This window comes from Streptomyces sp. NPDC086787, assembly GCF_044745865.1.
Classification (GTDB): Bacteria; Actinomycetota; Actinomycetes; order Streptomycetales; family Streptomycetaceae; genus Streptomyces.
In genome coordinates this window covers 318,553-334,051 of record NZ_JBIVBC010000006.1, presented here as the reverse complement: position 1 = coordinate 334,051, position 15,499 = coordinate 318,553, and the positions used below count along the sequence as shown (strand labels likewise).

Below are 15,499 nucleotides of genomic sequence, written 5' to 3'. Positions count from 1 at the left end.
CGCGGCGGGGGAGTCCGGACCTCGTGCCGGACTCCCGAAGGCCGCGGGCCCACCGCTTCCGTCACGCCGAGGCGCGCAGCGCCACCTTGTCCACCTTGCCGACCGCGGTGCGCGGGAACTCCCCGACGGCCACCACCCTGTCCGGGATCTTGTAGGTGGCCAGACCACGCTCGCGCAGGAAGGACTTCACCTGCGCCGGCCTGAGTTCCCCGTCCCGGAAGATCACGAAGGCGACGCTCTTCTCGCCCAGCACCGGGTCGTCCACGCCGACCACCGCCGCGTCACGGATCGCCTCGTGGGTGAGCAGGTGCTCCTCGATCTCCTCGGCCGGCACCTTCTCCCCACCCCGGTTGATGACGTCCTTGATGCGCCCCACGACGACGATGCTGCCGTCGGGGCCGTGACGCACCAGGTCGCCGGTCCTGAAGTAGCCGTCCGCGGTGAAGGCGCTCCGATTCTGCTCCTCGGCCCGGTAGTAGCCGCGGATCGTGTAGGGGCCGCGCACCAGCAGCTCCCCCTCGGCGTCCGCGGGCACCGGACGGCCGTCGGCGTCCACGACGAGGATCTCGTCGTGCTCGGCCAGCGGACGCCCTTCGGTGCCGAGGACGATCTCCTCCGGGTCGTCCAGACCGGTGTACGTCAGCAGTCCTTCCCCCACCCCGAACCACTGGGTGAGCCCGGCACCGAGAGAGGTGCGGACCTCGGCCGCCCGCATCGGGTCGAACTTGGCGCTGCCCACCTGGAGCAACAGGTCCGGGAACCGCGCCCCCGACTTGCGGGCGGCGTCGATCCACAGCCGGACCACGGGCGGCACCAGCGTCGTCAGCGTCACCCCCTCCCGCTCCATCAGGGCGAACACGTCGTTCGGCCGGACGGTGGAGGTGAGCACCGCCGTGCCGCCGGCCAGCAGCGTGCCCAGGACACCGGGGCAGCCGAGCGCGGAGTTGTGGCCGACCGGGTTGACGGCCAGGTACACACTGCGCTCGTCCACCCGCAACGCCTGAGCGGTGGCACGCATGTTGTAGGCGTAGTCGTCGTGCGTGCGCGGGATGAGCTTGGGCAGGCCGGTCGTGCCGCCGGACAGCAGGAACAGCGCGGGCTCGGCGGGATCGACCGCGGGCAGGTCGCACCCCGGCAGATACAGGTCGGTGAGCGGGGTGAACTCCTGCGCCTCACCCACGACCACGACGTCCTTCAGCGCGGGCACCTCGGCGAGCACCTCGCGGGCCAGTGAGCGGTGGTCGAAGCCCATGACCTGGTCGGGGACGATCAGCGCGACCGCCCGAGCGTGTCCGCAGAGATGGACGAGCTCGACCCTGCGGTGCCCCGGCAGCGCCATGACGGGTATGGCGCCGATCCGCAGCAGCGCGAAGACCACCGTGACGAACTCGGGCACGTTGGGCAGCTGGACCACGACGCGGTCCAGCGGCTCTATGCCACGGTTCAGCAGGCCTCCCGCGAGTGCCGCTGACTCCTCCGAGAGCTGGGCGTAGGTCATCCGCCGCTCGCCGCACACGAGCGCGGTCCTGTCGCCGTGCCGCGCGCAGGCCGCGTCCAGCAGCTCTCCCAACGGCCGTCCCTGCCAGTACCCCTCGCGGCGGTAGAGCGCCGCCAGCTCCTCGGGCCACGGCACACAACCTTCGAGCATGAGTTCCACCCCAACCAAGTCGGTGAGCCGAACGGCACGGCGATGCGACGCCATGTGTGATGCAGGGTTGCCCATGCCGCGCGGGCGCGACGGACCTCCGACAGACACGCGAAAGCACTGGGACGGCACACCGGGCCGCCCTGTCGCACTCCTTTCGCCGCACGGCTCCGCCCGTCCGCGAACGGCTACGTTTCGAAGCGGCCGCAGCGCCGCACATCCCGGTACCGCAAGGACGGAGTCAGCAGGTGCCCACCGTTCCGGAGTTGTTCGAGTCCATCGTGGCCCGTGCGGGAGACGCCCCGGCGGTGCTGTTCGGCGACCGCGTCATGACCTACGCCGTGCTCAACGCCCGGGCCAACCGCCTGGCGCGGACCCTGGTCGAACGCGGGGTCGGCCCCGACACCACGGTCGCCGTGGCGATGCCGAAGTGCGACGAGCTGGTGGTCGTCCTGCTGGCGGTGCTCAAGGCGGGCGGCGCCTACCTCCCGCTGGATCCGCAGTACCCGGCCAGGAGGCTGGCGCACATGATCGAGGACGCCCGGCCGGTACTGCTGGTCCGGACGGCGCGGACCTCGCCCCGACTCGACGTGCCTGTGACCGAGTTGGTGGTGGACCACCCCGACGTTGTGCGCGAGACGGCGTCGCGGCCCGGCCACGACCTGAGCGACGCCTGCCGGAACGCTCCACTCGACCCGCGCCACCTGATGTACGTCATCTACACCTCGGGCTCGACCGGGACACCCAAGGGCGTCGCCGTCAGCCACCTCGGGGTCGCCGACATCGTGGCCGCGCAGGCCGCGTCCATCGCGCCGGGACCGGGCGACCGGGTGCTCCAGTGGGCGTCCATCAGCTTCGACGCGGCGTTCTGGGACTGGTCGGCGGCGTTGCTGTCAGGTGCCACGCTGGTCGTGGCCCCGGCCGAGGAACTGCTGCCCGGCCGGCCGCTGCACGACACGCTGCGCCGCCACGCCGTCACCCACGCCGTGCTGCCCCCGGTCGCGCTGAGCGTCACCGACCCCGATGACGTGCTCCTCGGCGGCACGGTGATGTCCACCGGCGACGCCTGCTCCCGCGCGCTGGTGGCGAAGTGGTCGCCGGGGCGCCGTATGTTCAACGGCTACGGGCCGACCGAGACGACCGTGGGGTCCACGATCGCCGGCCCCGTCGGCGCCGCGGACGAGGTCACCATAGGCACCCCGTGGTCGGGCAACAGCGTGTACGTCCTCGACGACTGCCTGCGCGAGGTCCCGGACGGAGACGACGCCGCTCTGTACCTGGCCGGCAACGGGCTGGCCCGCGGCTACCTCAACCGTCCCGGGCTGACGGCCGTGAGGTTCGTGCCCAACCCGTACGGCCCGCCGGGCAGCCGCATGTACTGCTCGGGCGACCGGGGACACCGCCGCGAGGACGGGCAGTTGGTGTTCTCCGGCCGCGGCGACGACCAGGTGAAGATCCGGGGCTTCCGGGTGGAACTCGGCGAGATCGAGGCGCGGCTGGCGGCCCACCCGGCGGTGGACCTCGCCAGGGTGGTGGTGGTCGGCGATCTGGCGGGAGCCCGGCTCGCGGCCTGTGTGAGCACGGTGGACGGTCACGAGGTGTCCGCGGCCGAACTGCGTGCGCACGCGGCGGAGACGCTGCCCGAGCACATGGTGCCCTCCTCGGTCCATGTGCTGGACCGGCTCCCGGTCAACGCCAACGGCAAGATCGACCGGGCGATGCTGCGGAGCCTGGTCGAGTCGGCGGCAGACCGGCACGAGGAACCCGCCGGGGACGGCGACGGCGACGACAGCGCCTCGTCGGAGAGCCGGCTGTGCCTGATGGTCAGGGAGATCCTGGCGGTGCCGGACGTCAGGCCGAGCGACAACTTCTTCAAACTCGGCGGCCACTCGATGCTGGCGACCCGGCTCGCCGGACGCCTACGCGACGAGTGGGGAGTCAGCGTGCCGATGCGTGCGGTGTTCGAAGCCGACACCCTCGCCGAGCTGGCCTCCGCCGTCCGGGCGGCACGCGGGTCCGCCGGCACCGGACACCCCTGACGCGGATCCGGGCCGAATCACTGGTCGCAAGCGCGACGAATCACGTGCCGAGCAAGGGAGCGGTGTCTTGAGCACTCTGACGTATGCGGACTACCTGCGGATGGAGACCCTGCTCTCCTTGCAGGAACCGCGGATTCCGGAGACCGCCGACCGGGCGGTGGTCCTCGCCGAGCAGTTCTTCATCATCACCCATCAGTCCTGCGAACTCTGGCTGAAGCAGGTCGGGGCGGACCTGAGCGCGGCGGCCGACGAACTCATGCCGCCGTGCGACGATCACGACCTCGAGCTGAGCGTCGAGTTCCTGACGCGCACGTCGGAACTCCTCCGTGTGCTGCACGACCAGCTGCTCGCTCTGGAGAAGCTGCCGGTCGGGTACTTCGCCGCGTTCCGGCCGTACCTGGGGACGGCGAGTGGTGCCCAGTCCGCCCAGTTCCGGCAGCTGGCGCGGCTGCTCGGCCGCGACGAGTACGCCGGCAGCCTGTACCAGGCGTTCGTGGCGGCGGTCGAGTACCGCGGTCTGTCGGTTCCCGACGTGTGCCGGCTGGGTGCCCGTGCCGGTGTTCTGCACCGGATAGCGGAAGCCCTGCTGGAGATCGGGAACGGCTACTGGCGCTGGAAGGTGACCCACCTGGCGCTCATGTCGAAGATGGTGGGCAATCAGGAGGGCACCGGCGGTTCGAGCGGTGCCGACTACCTGGCCCTGCGGATCACCCGGCCCTTCCCCGAGCTGCGCCGGATACGGGGACGGCTGCACGAATCCTAGGCCGCGTCCGCGACGCGGGCCGTTCTTTCCGGACCACCCGGCCGACCACCCACCGAAAGAGGCATATTGATGAGTCAGCTGCGGGAAAAGGGCTGGCTGCGCTCACTGACCGGAGTCGAGGCGCCTGCCGTCCGCCTGCTGTGCTTCCCCCACTCGGGGGGGTCGGCGACCGCCTTCAGCGACTGGGCCGCCGCGACACCACCCGGGGTGGACCTCGTGGGCGTGCAGTACCCCGGGCGGGGCGACCGCTTCGTCGAGGACACCGTCGACGACGTCGCCGAGATGGCCGGCCACACCGTCGCGGAACTGCTCAGGCTGCCCAGGAGCCGCTATGTGCTGTTCGGCCACAGCCTGGGCGCGGTGGTCGCCTACGAGGCCGCCCTGCTGCTCCGGGACATGGCCGAGGAACCCGGGAAGCTGTGTGTCTCCGCCTGCCTCCCGCCGGGCCACATGAGGAAACGGGACATCCACTCGCTGCCCGACGACATGTTCTGGGAGGCCCTGGTCGGGCTGGGAGGGATCGCCCCGGAGATCGCCGAGAGCGCGGAGCTGCGTGAACTGCTGCTGCCGGCACTGCGCTCGGACCTGCGGGCGCACGCGACGTACCAGCCCGCCTGCGGGACCAAACCGTTGCTGTGCCCCGTGACCTGTTACCACGGCAGCGGAGACCCGTTGGCGGACGAGGGCACCCTGGCACGGTGGGCCGGGGTCACCACGGGTGACTTCGCACTGCGTGTAAGACCGGGCGGGCACTTCCACGTGACCGGCGACGTCGCCGGACTCGTGTCGGACGTGCTGGGACCCGCACCGGTATGAGCGTCCGCGGGCACTGGCTCTTTCACAGATACGTCGGCGCCGAGGCACCGGCCCGCGCGGCATGCGTAGCTTCTCCTCGCGGGGAGACCGCAGACGAGGGGGCGCGCGGATGAGCCTGTCCGACCGAACTGTCGTGGTGACCGGGGCCGGTTCGGGAATCGGCCGTGCGACGTGTGTGGCTCTGAGCCGCGCCGGGGCACGGGTGGGCGCCGTCGGCCGACGCAAGGAACCGCTGGCCGCGCTGTGCGAGGAACTGCGTCACGAACCGGGCGACGTGATGGCGCTGCCCGCCGACGTAGGCTCGGCGGCCGAGGTCGAGGAGGCGGTGCGGGCACTCACCGAGCGGAGCGGCCCGGTGACCGGCATCGTCAACAACGCCGGGCTGGCACGCTTCGCACCGCTCTCCTCCGCGTCGCTCTCCGACCTGGACGCGATGTTCGCGGTGCATGTGCGGGGGCCCGTGAACGTGCTGCGGGCCTGCCTGCCCTCCTTGCGGGAGCACGGCGGCGCGGTGGTGAACGTGTCCTCGGTCGGCGGCGCGCTGGCGATGCCGGACCGGTCCCTCTACGGAGCCACGAAGGCCGCCGTCAACAGCCTCACCCGCTCCTGGGCGCAGGAACTGGCGCCCCGTATCCGGGTGAACGCGATCCTGCCCGGCCCGGTCGACACGTCGATGTACGCCGACCTGGGGCTCACCGGCGCGCAGACCGAGACCCTCCGCGCGAACCTCATCGCCTCGACCCCGCTGGGCAGGTTCGGCCGGCCCGCCGAGGTCGCCCGGTGGATCACCCTCCTCCTCGACGAGGACGAGTCCGGGTGGATCACCGGCGCCCTCGTCCCGGTGGACGGCGGCCGGACCAGTTGACGTCACGCGCACGGCCGTGACCACGAGCAGCCGTGACACAAGCAGGCGAACGCACGACACGAAGCAGCCAAGGGAGAACGCGATGGCAGTGACGGCGCCGGCGACGGCATCGGAGGACATCCCCTCGGCGGCCGGGATCCCGCCCTCGTGCCTGCACGAGGTGTTCCGCGCCGCCGAGGTCTGGGAGCAGAAGACCGGCAGGCCGGTGAACCGCCTGCACGTGGGCGAGCCCTCGTACCGGATGCCGACGGTGGCGGCCGAGGCGCTGACGAAGGCGGTCGCGGACGGCGCCACCTCCTACACGTCGGCCGAGGGCATGCTGTCGTTGCGGGAGGCGCTCACCGCCAAGCTGGAGACCGAGAACGGCCACCGGACCAACCCCGAGCACGTCTTTGTGACCCCGGGGTCGTGCCAGGGGCTCTCCGCGCTGCTGATGTCCATCGCGACGCCCGGCGCCGAGCTGCTGCTGCCCGAGCTGCACTGGCCGATCCATCTGCAACAGGCGCTGCTGGCCGGTTTCCGGCCGGTGTTCTACCCGGTCCGCGACGACCTCGGTGTCGACGTCGAGCGGATCGCCGAGGCCGCCGGGCCCCGTACGCGCGCGATTCTGGTGAACACCCCCTCCAACCCCACCGGGGCGGTGCTCGGCGAGGACGAACTGGGCCGGTTGCTCGCCCTCGCGCGGGAACGCGGCTGGCACGTCATCAGCGACGAGGCCTACGAGCACTTTCTCTACGACGGTGAGCACGTGTCGCTGTCCGCGCTGGAGAAGGACCTGCCGGCGGACCAGCGGCGGGTGTTCAGCACGTACAGCTTCTCCAAGAGCTACGGCATGACCGGCTGTCGTCTCGGCTATGTCGTGGCACCCAACAAGGCCACCGCCGACGCGTTCCGGATCGTGCAGGAGGCGAGCATCATCGCACCGGCGACCCCGGTCCAGTACGCCGGTCTCGCCGCGCTCCAGGCGCACGAGGACGTGGCACGCAACCGCGCCATGATCCGGGCGGCGCGGGACGAGACGTTGCCGATGCTGGTCGACGTGGGGCTGCTCGACAGGCTGCCGGCCGGCGGCTGGTACGCCCTGCTCGATGTCCGGCGGACCGGGCTGGAGGCGAGCAGGTTCGCCGACGAGCTGCTCGCCGCGACGGATGTCGCGGTGGCACCGGCCAAGGGCTTCGCCCTGCTGCCCGTCGTCGACGACGCCGGAAGGGTGGTCGAGGTGCGTTCCAACCCGATCTCCCGGCACCTGGTGCGGGTGGCGTTCTGCGGAGACCCCGACCTGCTGCGCGAGGGCGTACGGGCCATGGTCGATTTCGTCTCGGCCCGGTAGCGGTGCCGGACCCGGCCCGGTGACGAGGGCACCCGTCGAAAGGAGACTCCGTGTACGACCCGGACAGCGGCTTCCCTCGGGTGGTCGTCGAACTCGCCTACGCCGACCCCGATCGCGCCGTCGACTGGCTCGTGCGGGTCTTCGGGTTCCGGCTGCTTCTCAGGCAGCCGGGACAGGGGCCCCTCGGGCACGCCGACCTCGACACCGGCGGGGGAGTCGTCATGGTCAGGAGGGCCGGCGAAGGGTTCGCCGGCCACTGCGCCGACCACCCGTGCAAGCAGGTCATCGTCTGGGTCCCGGACGTGGACGCGCACTTCGCGCACACCACGGCGGCAGGTGTTCCCACGGTGCACGCGCCGACCGACAAGCCGTGGGGGCTGCGCCAGTACCTCGTGCGGGACGTCGAGGGCCACCTCTGGGAGTTCACCCAGCACCTGCGCGACGTACCGCCGCCGGAGTGGGGAGCGGTGGCCCTGCCCGAAGAAACGCGGCACGCCACCCGGCAGAGCTGAAGGCACAGACGTCCAGCACCGGCGGCTCCCCGGGGGGTTCGCCCACCCAGCCGTCGCGACCACCTCGGAGCGCATCGTGATTACCTCGCACAGGGTCGTCGTCCTGCACGCCCATCCGGACGACGAGGCCATCTTCACCGGCCTGACCATGCGCCGTCTGGCCGACGCGGGCGCCCGCGTGGTCCTCGTCATGGCCACCGACGGAGCGGCCGGTGTTCCGCGCGTCCCCCTGTCACTGGGGGAGACCCTGCGCAGCCGCCGTCTGACCGAACTGGAACGGGCCTGTGAGCTGCTGGGGGTGGCCAAGCTGGAGGTGCTCGACTACGCCGACTCCGGTGCGCACGACGGGCCGTACCCGGCGGGGACCCTCGGTGCGGCGTCCGTCACGAAGGTGGCGCGGCAGGTGGCGCGGATAGCGAGGCGCGAGGGCGCCTCGACGCTGGTGCACTACGACCCCGGCGGCATCTACGGACACATCGACCACGTCCAGGTGCACCGAGTCGGCGCCATGGTCACCCGAAGCCTGGGACTGAGGGGCTACCAGGCCACGGTGGACGCGGCGGCACTGCGCGCCGGCCCCCGTCATGTGCTGCAACGCGCCGCCCACGGCCGGCCGGACTTCGGGGTACCCGCGGCCCGCATCTCGGTCACCGTCGACGCGGACGGCCCCGGCCTGCTGGCGAAGATGGCCGCGATGGCCACGCACGCCAGTCAGATCGGGACGACGGAACTCGACCCGGCGCACTTCGGCGCGGCCTACGGCCGCGAGTGGTTCGTTCGCGAGGGCGGACCCGGAGCACTGGAGGCGCTGCTCGCTCCCTCGGCCGTCCGGCCGAGGGAAGAAGGGGAGTGGCGCGCACACCGTTTCGGCCGCACCGCACACGAGAGCAGTCCGGCCAACGTGTACTGATGATCTTCCCGGCGGGAGCTCCGGTCGGGACGGGTGGACGTGATCCGTGTTCCGCACTCGGCCCCGGCACGCTTACGATGCGCTGTCGCACATCAGTTCAGGCGTCGCCGCCGCCCAACGCAGGAGCACGGTACCCGTGTCCATACCCCCGCCTCCCGGCCCTCAGCAGCCCGGGGATCCGTATCAGCAGTACCCGTCCCACCCGGGGTATCCGGAATATTCGTCGTATCCGCAGGCCCAGGGCCCGGCTCCGTACGGGCAGCTGCCGTACCAGCCCTGGGGGCAGGGCTACAGCCCGTTCAACCATCCGGCGCCCGTCAACGGGCTGGCCATCGGGGCCCTGGTGCTCGGCCTCCTGTGCTTCCTGCCGGGCGTGGGGCTGGTGCTCGGGCTCGTCGCGCTGAGCCAGATCAGGAAGCGGGGCGAGCGCGGCAGGGGCATGGCGATCGCCGGGTCCGTGCTGTCCGGGATCGGGATCGGGCTGTGGGCGCTGGTGATCGCCACCGGCGGGGCCGCCGACTTCTGGGACGGGTTCAAGGAGGGCGCACGGGGCGGTTCGAGCCTCACCCCGGCCAAGGGCGAGTGCATCGACGTGCCGGGTGGCTCGATGACCGGTGCGGCGTACGACCTCGACACCGTCCCCTGCGACAGCGAGCACGACGGAGAGGTGTTCGCCTCCTTCCGGCTGCCCGGCGGCTCCTTCCCGGGCGACGACTCGATCACCGACACCGCGGACGAGCGCTGCTACGGGCTCTCGGACAGCTATGCGATGGACACCTGGGCGCTGCCCGAGAACGTCGACGTCTACTACCTCACGCCGTCCGAGGACAGCTGGAGCACCGGCGACCGCGAGGTCACCTGCATGTTCGGCAACACGGAGGACGGCGAGAAGCTTTCGGGTTCGCTGCGCAACGACGAGACGGTGCTCGACGCGGACCAGGTGGCCTATCTGAAGGCCGCTCATGTGCTCAACGCCGCCCTGGAGACCGTGCCCGACGAGGAGTACGTCGAGGACGACCTGCCCGGATACAAGTCGTGGGCGGGCCGGGTCGACAAGGCGCTCGCCGGGCAGTCCGCGATGCTGCGCGGCCACACCTGGCCGGCCGCCGCGAAGCAGCCGGTCGCCGCGCTGGTCGCGGGGATCGGCGGGTCCCGGGCCGAGTGGGCCAGGGCAGCCGTGGCTGCCGACGCCGACGCCTACTACACGCACTACGACAAGGGCCTCAAGCTTCTCGACCGGGACAGGCCGGCCGCCGCGCGCAAGGCGCTGGGTCTGGCCACGACCCCGCCGCCCTACGACGAGAGCGACTCCGACGGCCGTTCCGGCAGCTCGGGAGACGGTGGCGGAATGGAGGTGTGACGGCGCTCGTAGCGGGGAGAAAGTGCCTGCGTACAGCCCTTCCCGGAAGGTGTAATCACATCGAGTGATTCTTTGGCCTTTGCTTGCACGGGACAACGTACGGTTGCCACGCTGTTGCTGTCTGTACAAGCTGATGGGAGCGGCCAGTGACTTTCGGTGAGCAGCCGGCGTATCTGCGTGTCGCGGGTGATCTCCGCAAGAAGATCGCCGACGGCTCGCTGCCGCCGCACACCCGGCTTCCCTCCCAGGCCCGGATCCGCGAGGAGTACGGCGTCTCCGACACCGTCGCGCTCGAAGCCCGCAAGGTGCTGATGGCCGAGGGGCTCGTGGAGGGGCGGTCCGGCTCGGGGACCTATGTGCGCGAGCGGCCCGTGCCCCGGCGGGTGGCCCGCTCCGGCTTCCGCCCGGTCAGCGGCGCCACCCCGTTCCGTCAGGAGCAGGCCGATGCCGCCGCGCGCGGCACCTGGGAGTCGAGCAGCGCGCAGACCGAGGCGGGCGGTGCCGTCGCCGAGCGGCTGGGCATCCCGCCCGGCGACCGGGTGATGTGCACCAGGTATGTCTTCCGTGACGCCGGTGAGCCGATGATGCTCTCCACCTCCTGGGAGCCCCTCGCCGTCACCGGCCGCACCCCCGTGATGCTGCCCGAGGAGGGGCCGCTCGCCGGCATGGGCGTCGTCGAGCGCATGCGCGCCATCGACGTCGTCGTGGACAACGTCACCGAGGAGGTCGGCGCCCGCCCCGGCCTCGCCGAGGAACTGCTCGTCCTGGGCGGTGTCCCCGGGCATGTCGTCCTCGTCATCCAGCGCACCTACTACGCCTCCGGCCGCGCGGTCGAGACCGCCGACGTGGTGATCCCGGCCGACCGCTACCAGGCCGCGTACCACCTGCCGGTGCGATAGCCCGCCCGCCGCGCAGGGGCCGCGGGCCGCTGGAATCCGGCCTTTCTCGCAGGTGACTCCCGAGGTTCCCGGTGCGCCGCCGGACGGACGCCCCGGAGGCCGCGGGTGGCGCGTTCGTTGCCGTGCGCCCCCGGCGTTCTGGCCGGTTGCGTGCCTCTTCGTGAAAAGTCGTGTTCGCTGAGTGAAGGTAGGGCGTACGCTCGGGCATATGCGGACTGGGGTTTCCTCGCAGGGCGGGTCCTCGGGGATCGGAGGGGTGGGGCGCCATGAGTGAGGAGACGATCTCTCTTCCCTGGCTCGTGATACGGCAGGACGACAACGGCAATCGCTACCGCGTGGGCAGGTACGCGACCCGGGCCGAGGCCCAGAAGATCGCCGACAGCCTCGACGGACGCGGCCACAAGCAGCTCTACTGGGTCGAACGCGTCGCCCAGGCCGAGGGCGGCACGCGCAACTGACCGCCCCAGCGCTCCCGTAGGCTCCCCGGCATGACGCAACGGATCGTGGTGGTGGGAGCCGCTCTCTTCGACGGCGGGCTGCTGCTCGCCGCGCGCCGGAGCGCGCCCCCCGAGCTGTCCGGGCGCTGGGAGCTGCCCGGCGGCAAGACCGAACCCGGCGAGAGCCCCGAGGCCGCCCTGGTGCGCGAGCTGCGCGAGGAGCTCGGCGTCGACGCCGAGGCCGTCGAGCGCGTACCGGGCGAGTGGCCGCTGAGAGCGCCGTACGTACTGCACGTCTGGACCGCCCGGCTGCGCCCCGGCTCGGCCCGGCCCGAGCCCCTCCAGGACCACGACGAGCTGCGCTGGCTGACGCCCGGCGAGCTGTGGGACGTGGACTGGCTCGACCAGGACGTGGAGGCCGTACGGCGGATCGCCACGCGGCCCACGCCGGTGTACTGAGGCGTACTGAGGTGCGGCCGAGGCGTGCCGGGATCCGGCGCGAGCGCACCGGGATTCGGTACGCCGTTCGTGCCACAGTGCGCCCCCGAGGGCGGTACTGCCCCTATTAATCGGGTATGTCCCTATGGACGGCGCGAACATTGATGGCGCGAAACCGGATATGGGTGGGCTTACTTGCCTGGGAAGTGATCAGGTGTGATCGACACCGAAGGCGACTGTGCCGAGTGGACCTTTCCCGCGGACCCCGGTGCCGTGCGCACCGCCCGCACCGCCGTTCGTGACACCCTTCGCACCTGGGGCCTCGACACCCTCGCCGACATGGCGGCCCTGCTGGTCAGCGAACTCGTGACCAACTCCCTGCGGCACGCCACCGGCCCCATCGGCGTCCGCCTGGTCCGCCCCTCCGGCCTGGGGGACACCCTGCTGGTCGAGGTCTCCGACCCGCTCCCGGACCCACCGCACGAACGTGTCGCCCGTCTGGAGGACGAGAGCGGCCGCGGCCTCCAACTGGTCGCCAGCAGTTCACGCCGCTGGGGGACCCGCCCCGGGAACACCGGAAAGACCGTCTGGTTCGAACTCGGCGTACCGGGCTGAGGCCGCCGCCGGCGGTGTACAGCGCCCCGTTCGCCGTCCATCCGCGGGCCGGGGCCGAAACCCATTGCCGGAGTGCGTGATTCGAGGGCGTGTTCGCTGGTTAGAAGACTGGCAGTGTTGTCGCGGCCCGGTCCGAAAACCGCATGGACCGAGCTGTGATCGTGAACACCGTGTCGTGCGGCTGCGTAGTGCTGGATACTGCGGGCAGCCGCCCCCGGTGACCGGTACCGGGCGCGGTGAGCTGGAGGGGACGGTTCGCGTGAGCGAGATACCAGCGAAGGCCACGGAGTCCGAGGACCCGTCGGACGGCGCGAAGGAGGAGAGCACGGAGTCCGGCACGGAGTCCGGTGCGGCTCCAGGCGGCGCGATGTGGCAGACCAGTCCGCCCGGTTCCATGTACGACTACATAAAAGTCGCGTCCTTCTCCATCAGCGCGGGCGGGCTCGTCGACCAGTGGAGCCTGCGCGCCGAGCAACTCTTCGGGGTGCCCGCCGCGCGCGCGGTCGGCCTGGACCCCATCGAGGCATTCATAGACCCCGACCTGAGGGAACGCGGCCAGCGCAAGATGGCCGAGGTGCTGGACGGGCGGGAGTGGACCGGCGTGGTCCCCTTCCGGCTGCCCGACACGGCCGACGGCGAGCGCGGCGAGGAAGGGCTCGCCGAGGTGTACGTCATGCCGACGCGCACCACGGAGGGCGAGAAGGCGGCCGTCTGCATCGTGGTCGATGTGCGCACCCTGCGCAGGATCGAGACCGACCTCGCCGCCTCGCAGGCGATTTTCGGCCAATCTCCGTTCGGCTTCCTGCTGATCGACACCGAGCTGCGGGTGCGCCGCGCCAACGAGCGGTTCGCGTCCGTCTTCGGCGGCACACCGGACGACCACCGGGGCAAGGAGGTCCACGACTATCTGCCGCGGGCCGAGGCCGACCGGGTCTCGGCGACCCTTCGCCGGGTCCTGGAGTCCGGCAACTCCATCACGGACATGCACGTCACGGGCTTCGTACCGGGGTCCGACGAGCGCCGCCACTGGTCCGTCAACCTCTACCGGGTCAACAGCGGAAGCGGCCGGCCCATCGGCATCGCCTGGCTGGGCACCGACATCACGGCCCGCCGCGCCGCCGCCCGGGAGGCCGCGGCCGCACGGCGCAATCTCGCCCTTCTCAACGAGGCGGGCGCCCGTATAGGCAACTCCCTGGACCTGGAGACGACCGCCCGCGAACTCCTCGACGTCGTCGTCCCCGGCTTCTGCGACCTCGCCACCGTCGACCTGTACCAGGGACTGCTGGCCGGCGACGAGGCCCCGCCCGGAATGTCCGACGGCAGCGCCGAACTCCGCCGTGTCGCCTTCGCCAGCGCGGTCTCCGACGCGCCGTTCACCGGCGGCGGCGCGCCCGTCGCGGTCGGCGCGGTCCACCACTACCCGTTCAACTCCCCCTGCGCGGACGCCCTGCGCACCGCCCGCCCGCAGCACGTCGCCGGCGAGGAGGGCGGCATCGTCCAGTCCACGCTGGCCGTCCCGATGGTCGCCCACGACACGGTCGTGGGACTCGCCCAGTTCGCCCGCACCAAGGGCAGCGAGCCGTTCGGCGACCGCGACCGGGACGTGGCCGTGGAACTGGCCGCGCGCGCCGCCGTCTGCATCGACAACGCCCGCCTGTACCGCAGGGAGCACGAGCGCGCGCTGATACTGCAACGGTCCCTGCTGCCGCCCGGCGACCCGGAGGCCTCCGGCCTGGACATCGCCTGCCGCTATCTGCCAGGCAACGCGGCGACGGAGGTCGGCGGCGACTGGTTCGACGTGATCGAACTGCCCGGTCACCGCACCGCGCTGGTGGTCGGCGACGTCATGGGCCGCGGCCTGCGCGCCGCGGTCGCGATGGGCGAACTGCGCACCGCCGTACGCACACTGGCGCTGCTCGACCTGGAACCGGCCGAGGTGCTCTCCGCGCTGGACGAGATCGCCCGCGGCCTCGGCACCCCCGGCGGAGTCCAGCAGGCCACCCGCACGGCCCGTCAGCCCCGGGACGCGGACCTCTCCGAGGTCTACCTGGCGACCTGCGTGTACGCCGTGTACGACTCGGTCACCCGACGCTGCACGTTCGCCAACGCGGGCCATCTGCCACCGGTGCTGGTGGAGCCCGGCGAGGACGCGCTGATGCTCGACGTGCCCCCGGGCATGCCGCTCGGCGTCGGCGGCGAGCCCTTCGAGGAGGTCGAGGTCGAACTCCCCGAGGGCGCCCTCCTCGCCCTCTACACCGACGGCCTGGTCGAGTCCCGGGACCACCCCCTGGACGAAGGCCTCCAGGCGTTCGTCGGCGCGCTCACCGACCCGGCGCGCCCCCTGGAGGACGTCTGCGACCACATCCTCAACACCCTCGACACCCATCACGGCGAGGACGACATCGCGCTGCTCATGGCCCGCGTCCAGGGCCTGCCGGCCGACTCCGTCGGCGACTGGGCGCTGCCGCGCGAGCCGCGCAGCGTGGGCCGCGCCCGTGAGCACGCCCGTCGGCAACTGGCCGACTGGGGCCTGGAGCCGTTGATCGACACCACCGAACTCCTGGTCAGCGAGCTGGTGACCAACGCCCTGCGGTACGGGGAGGGCGAGATCAGGCTCCGGCTGCTGCTGGACCGCACCCTGGTGTGCGAGGTCTGGGACGCCGGCCTGGTCCAGCCGCGCCGCCGCCGCGCGCGGGACACCGACGAGGGCGGCCGCGGCCTCCAGCTCGTCGGTCTGCTCAGCGCGGCCTGGGGCTCCCGGCGCACCCCGCGCGGCAAGACGGTCTGGTTCGAACTTCCGCTGCCGGACGGCGAGACCGGCCTGGTGGACCCGGCGGAGGCGCTGCTGAGCCTGTTCTGAGCCGTGGCCC

14 protein-coding genes are annotated in these 15,499 nt (G+C 71.8%); 13 read left to right on the top strand and 1 reads right to left on the bottom strand.

What is annotated here, in order from left to right; all coding sequences use genetic code 11:
* Positions 1-61 precede the first annotated feature (61 nt).
* Complete coding sequence (locus ACIPK3_RS18000; protein ID WP_402570698.1) at positions 62-1,648, bottom strand: (2,3-dihydroxybenzoyl)adenylate synthase; 1,587 nt, start codon at positions 1,646-1,648, stop codon at positions 62-64.
* A gap of 245 nt (positions 1,649-1,893) precedes the next feature.
* On the opposite strand from ACIPK3_RS18000, the gene ACIPK3_RS17995 reads away from it, so the two are divergent.
* The 13 genes from ACIPK3_RS17995 (at position 1,894) to ACIPK3_RS17935 (ending at position 15,489) form a co-directional block, all read left to right on the top strand.
* Entirely contained in the window at positions 1,894-3,684 is a 1,791-nt protein-coding gene (locus tag ACIPK3_RS17995; RefSeq protein ID WP_402570697.1) for an amino acid adenylation domain-containing protein, read from the top strand.
* A gap of 67 nt (positions 3,685-3,751) precedes the next feature.
* Entirely contained in the window at positions 3,752-4,447 is a 696-nt protein-coding gene (locus ACIPK3_RS17990; RefSeq protein ID WP_402570695.1) for a tryptophan 2,3-dioxygenase family protein, read from the top strand.
* 69 nt (positions 4,448-4,516) lie between these two features.
* Positions 4,517-5,263: a thioesterase II family protein gene (locus tag ACIPK3_RS17985; protein WP_402570694.1), complete on the top strand. Its 747-nt coding sequence runs from the start codon at positions 4,517-4,519 to the stop codon at positions 5,261-5,263.
* A gap of 109 nt (positions 5,264-5,372) precedes the next feature.
* Entirely contained in the window at positions 5,373-6,128 is a 756-nt protein-coding gene (locus tag ACIPK3_RS17980) for an SDR family NAD(P)-dependent oxidoreductase (protein WP_402570693.1), read from the top strand.
* Positions 6,129-6,210: 82 nt separating this feature from the next.
* On the top strand, positions 6,211-7,458 hold the full coding sequence (locus ACIPK3_RS17975; protein ID WP_402570692.1) for a pyridoxal phosphate-dependent aminotransferase: 1,248 nt from the start codon (positions 6,211-6,213) through the stop codon (positions 7,456-7,458).
* Positions 7,459-7,508: 50 nt separating this feature from the next.
* Entirely contained in the window at positions 7,509-7,970 is a 462-nt protein-coding gene (locus ACIPK3_RS17970; protein ID WP_402570690.1) for a VOC family protein, read from the top strand.
* A 76-nt stretch (positions 7,971-8,046) separates the two neighbouring features.
* Positions 8,047-8,880 (top strand): PIG-L deacetylase family protein, encoded by an 834-nt coding sequence (locus ACIPK3_RS17965; protein WP_402570688.1) that lies wholly within the window; start codon positions 8,047-8,049, stop codon positions 8,878-8,880.
* A 136-nt stretch (positions 8,881-9,016) separates the two neighbouring features.
* Positions 9,017-10,240, top strand: coding sequence for a DUF4190 domain-containing protein (locus ACIPK3_RS17960; protein ID WP_402570686.1), 1,224 nt, complete (start codon positions 9,017-9,019; stop codon positions 10,238-10,240).
* A gap of 146 nt (positions 10,241-10,386) precedes the next feature.
* On the top strand, positions 10,387-11,139 hold the full coding sequence (locus tag ACIPK3_RS17955; RefSeq protein WP_402570685.1) for a GntR family transcriptional regulator: 753 nt from the start codon (positions 10,387-10,389) through the stop codon (positions 11,137-11,139).
* A 266-nt stretch (positions 11,140-11,405) separates the two neighbouring features.
* On the top strand, positions 11,406-11,597 hold the full coding sequence (locus ACIPK3_RS17950; protein ID WP_402570683.1) for an SPOR domain-containing protein: 192 nt from the start codon (positions 11,406-11,408) through the stop codon (positions 11,595-11,597).
* A gap of 30 nt (positions 11,598-11,627) precedes the next feature.
* Positions 11,628-12,035 (top strand): (deoxy)nucleoside triphosphate pyrophosphohydrolase, encoded by a 408-nt coding sequence (locus ACIPK3_RS17945; RefSeq protein ID WP_402570681.1) that lies wholly within the window; start codon positions 11,628-11,630, stop codon positions 12,033-12,035.
* 195 nt (positions 12,036-12,230) lie between these two features.
* Positions 12,231-12,629: an ATP-binding protein gene (locus tag ACIPK3_RS17940; protein ID WP_402570679.1), complete on the top strand. Its 399-nt coding sequence runs from the start codon at positions 12,231-12,233 to the stop codon at positions 12,627-12,629.
* A 259-nt stretch (positions 12,630-12,888) separates the two neighbouring features.
* Positions 12,889-15,489, top strand: a complete 2,601-nt coding sequence (locus ACIPK3_RS17935; protein ID WP_402570677.1) for a SpoIIE family protein phosphatase — start codon at positions 12,889-12,891, stop codon at positions 15,487-15,489.
* The last annotated feature ends 10 nt before the right edge of the window (positions 15,490-15,499 follow it).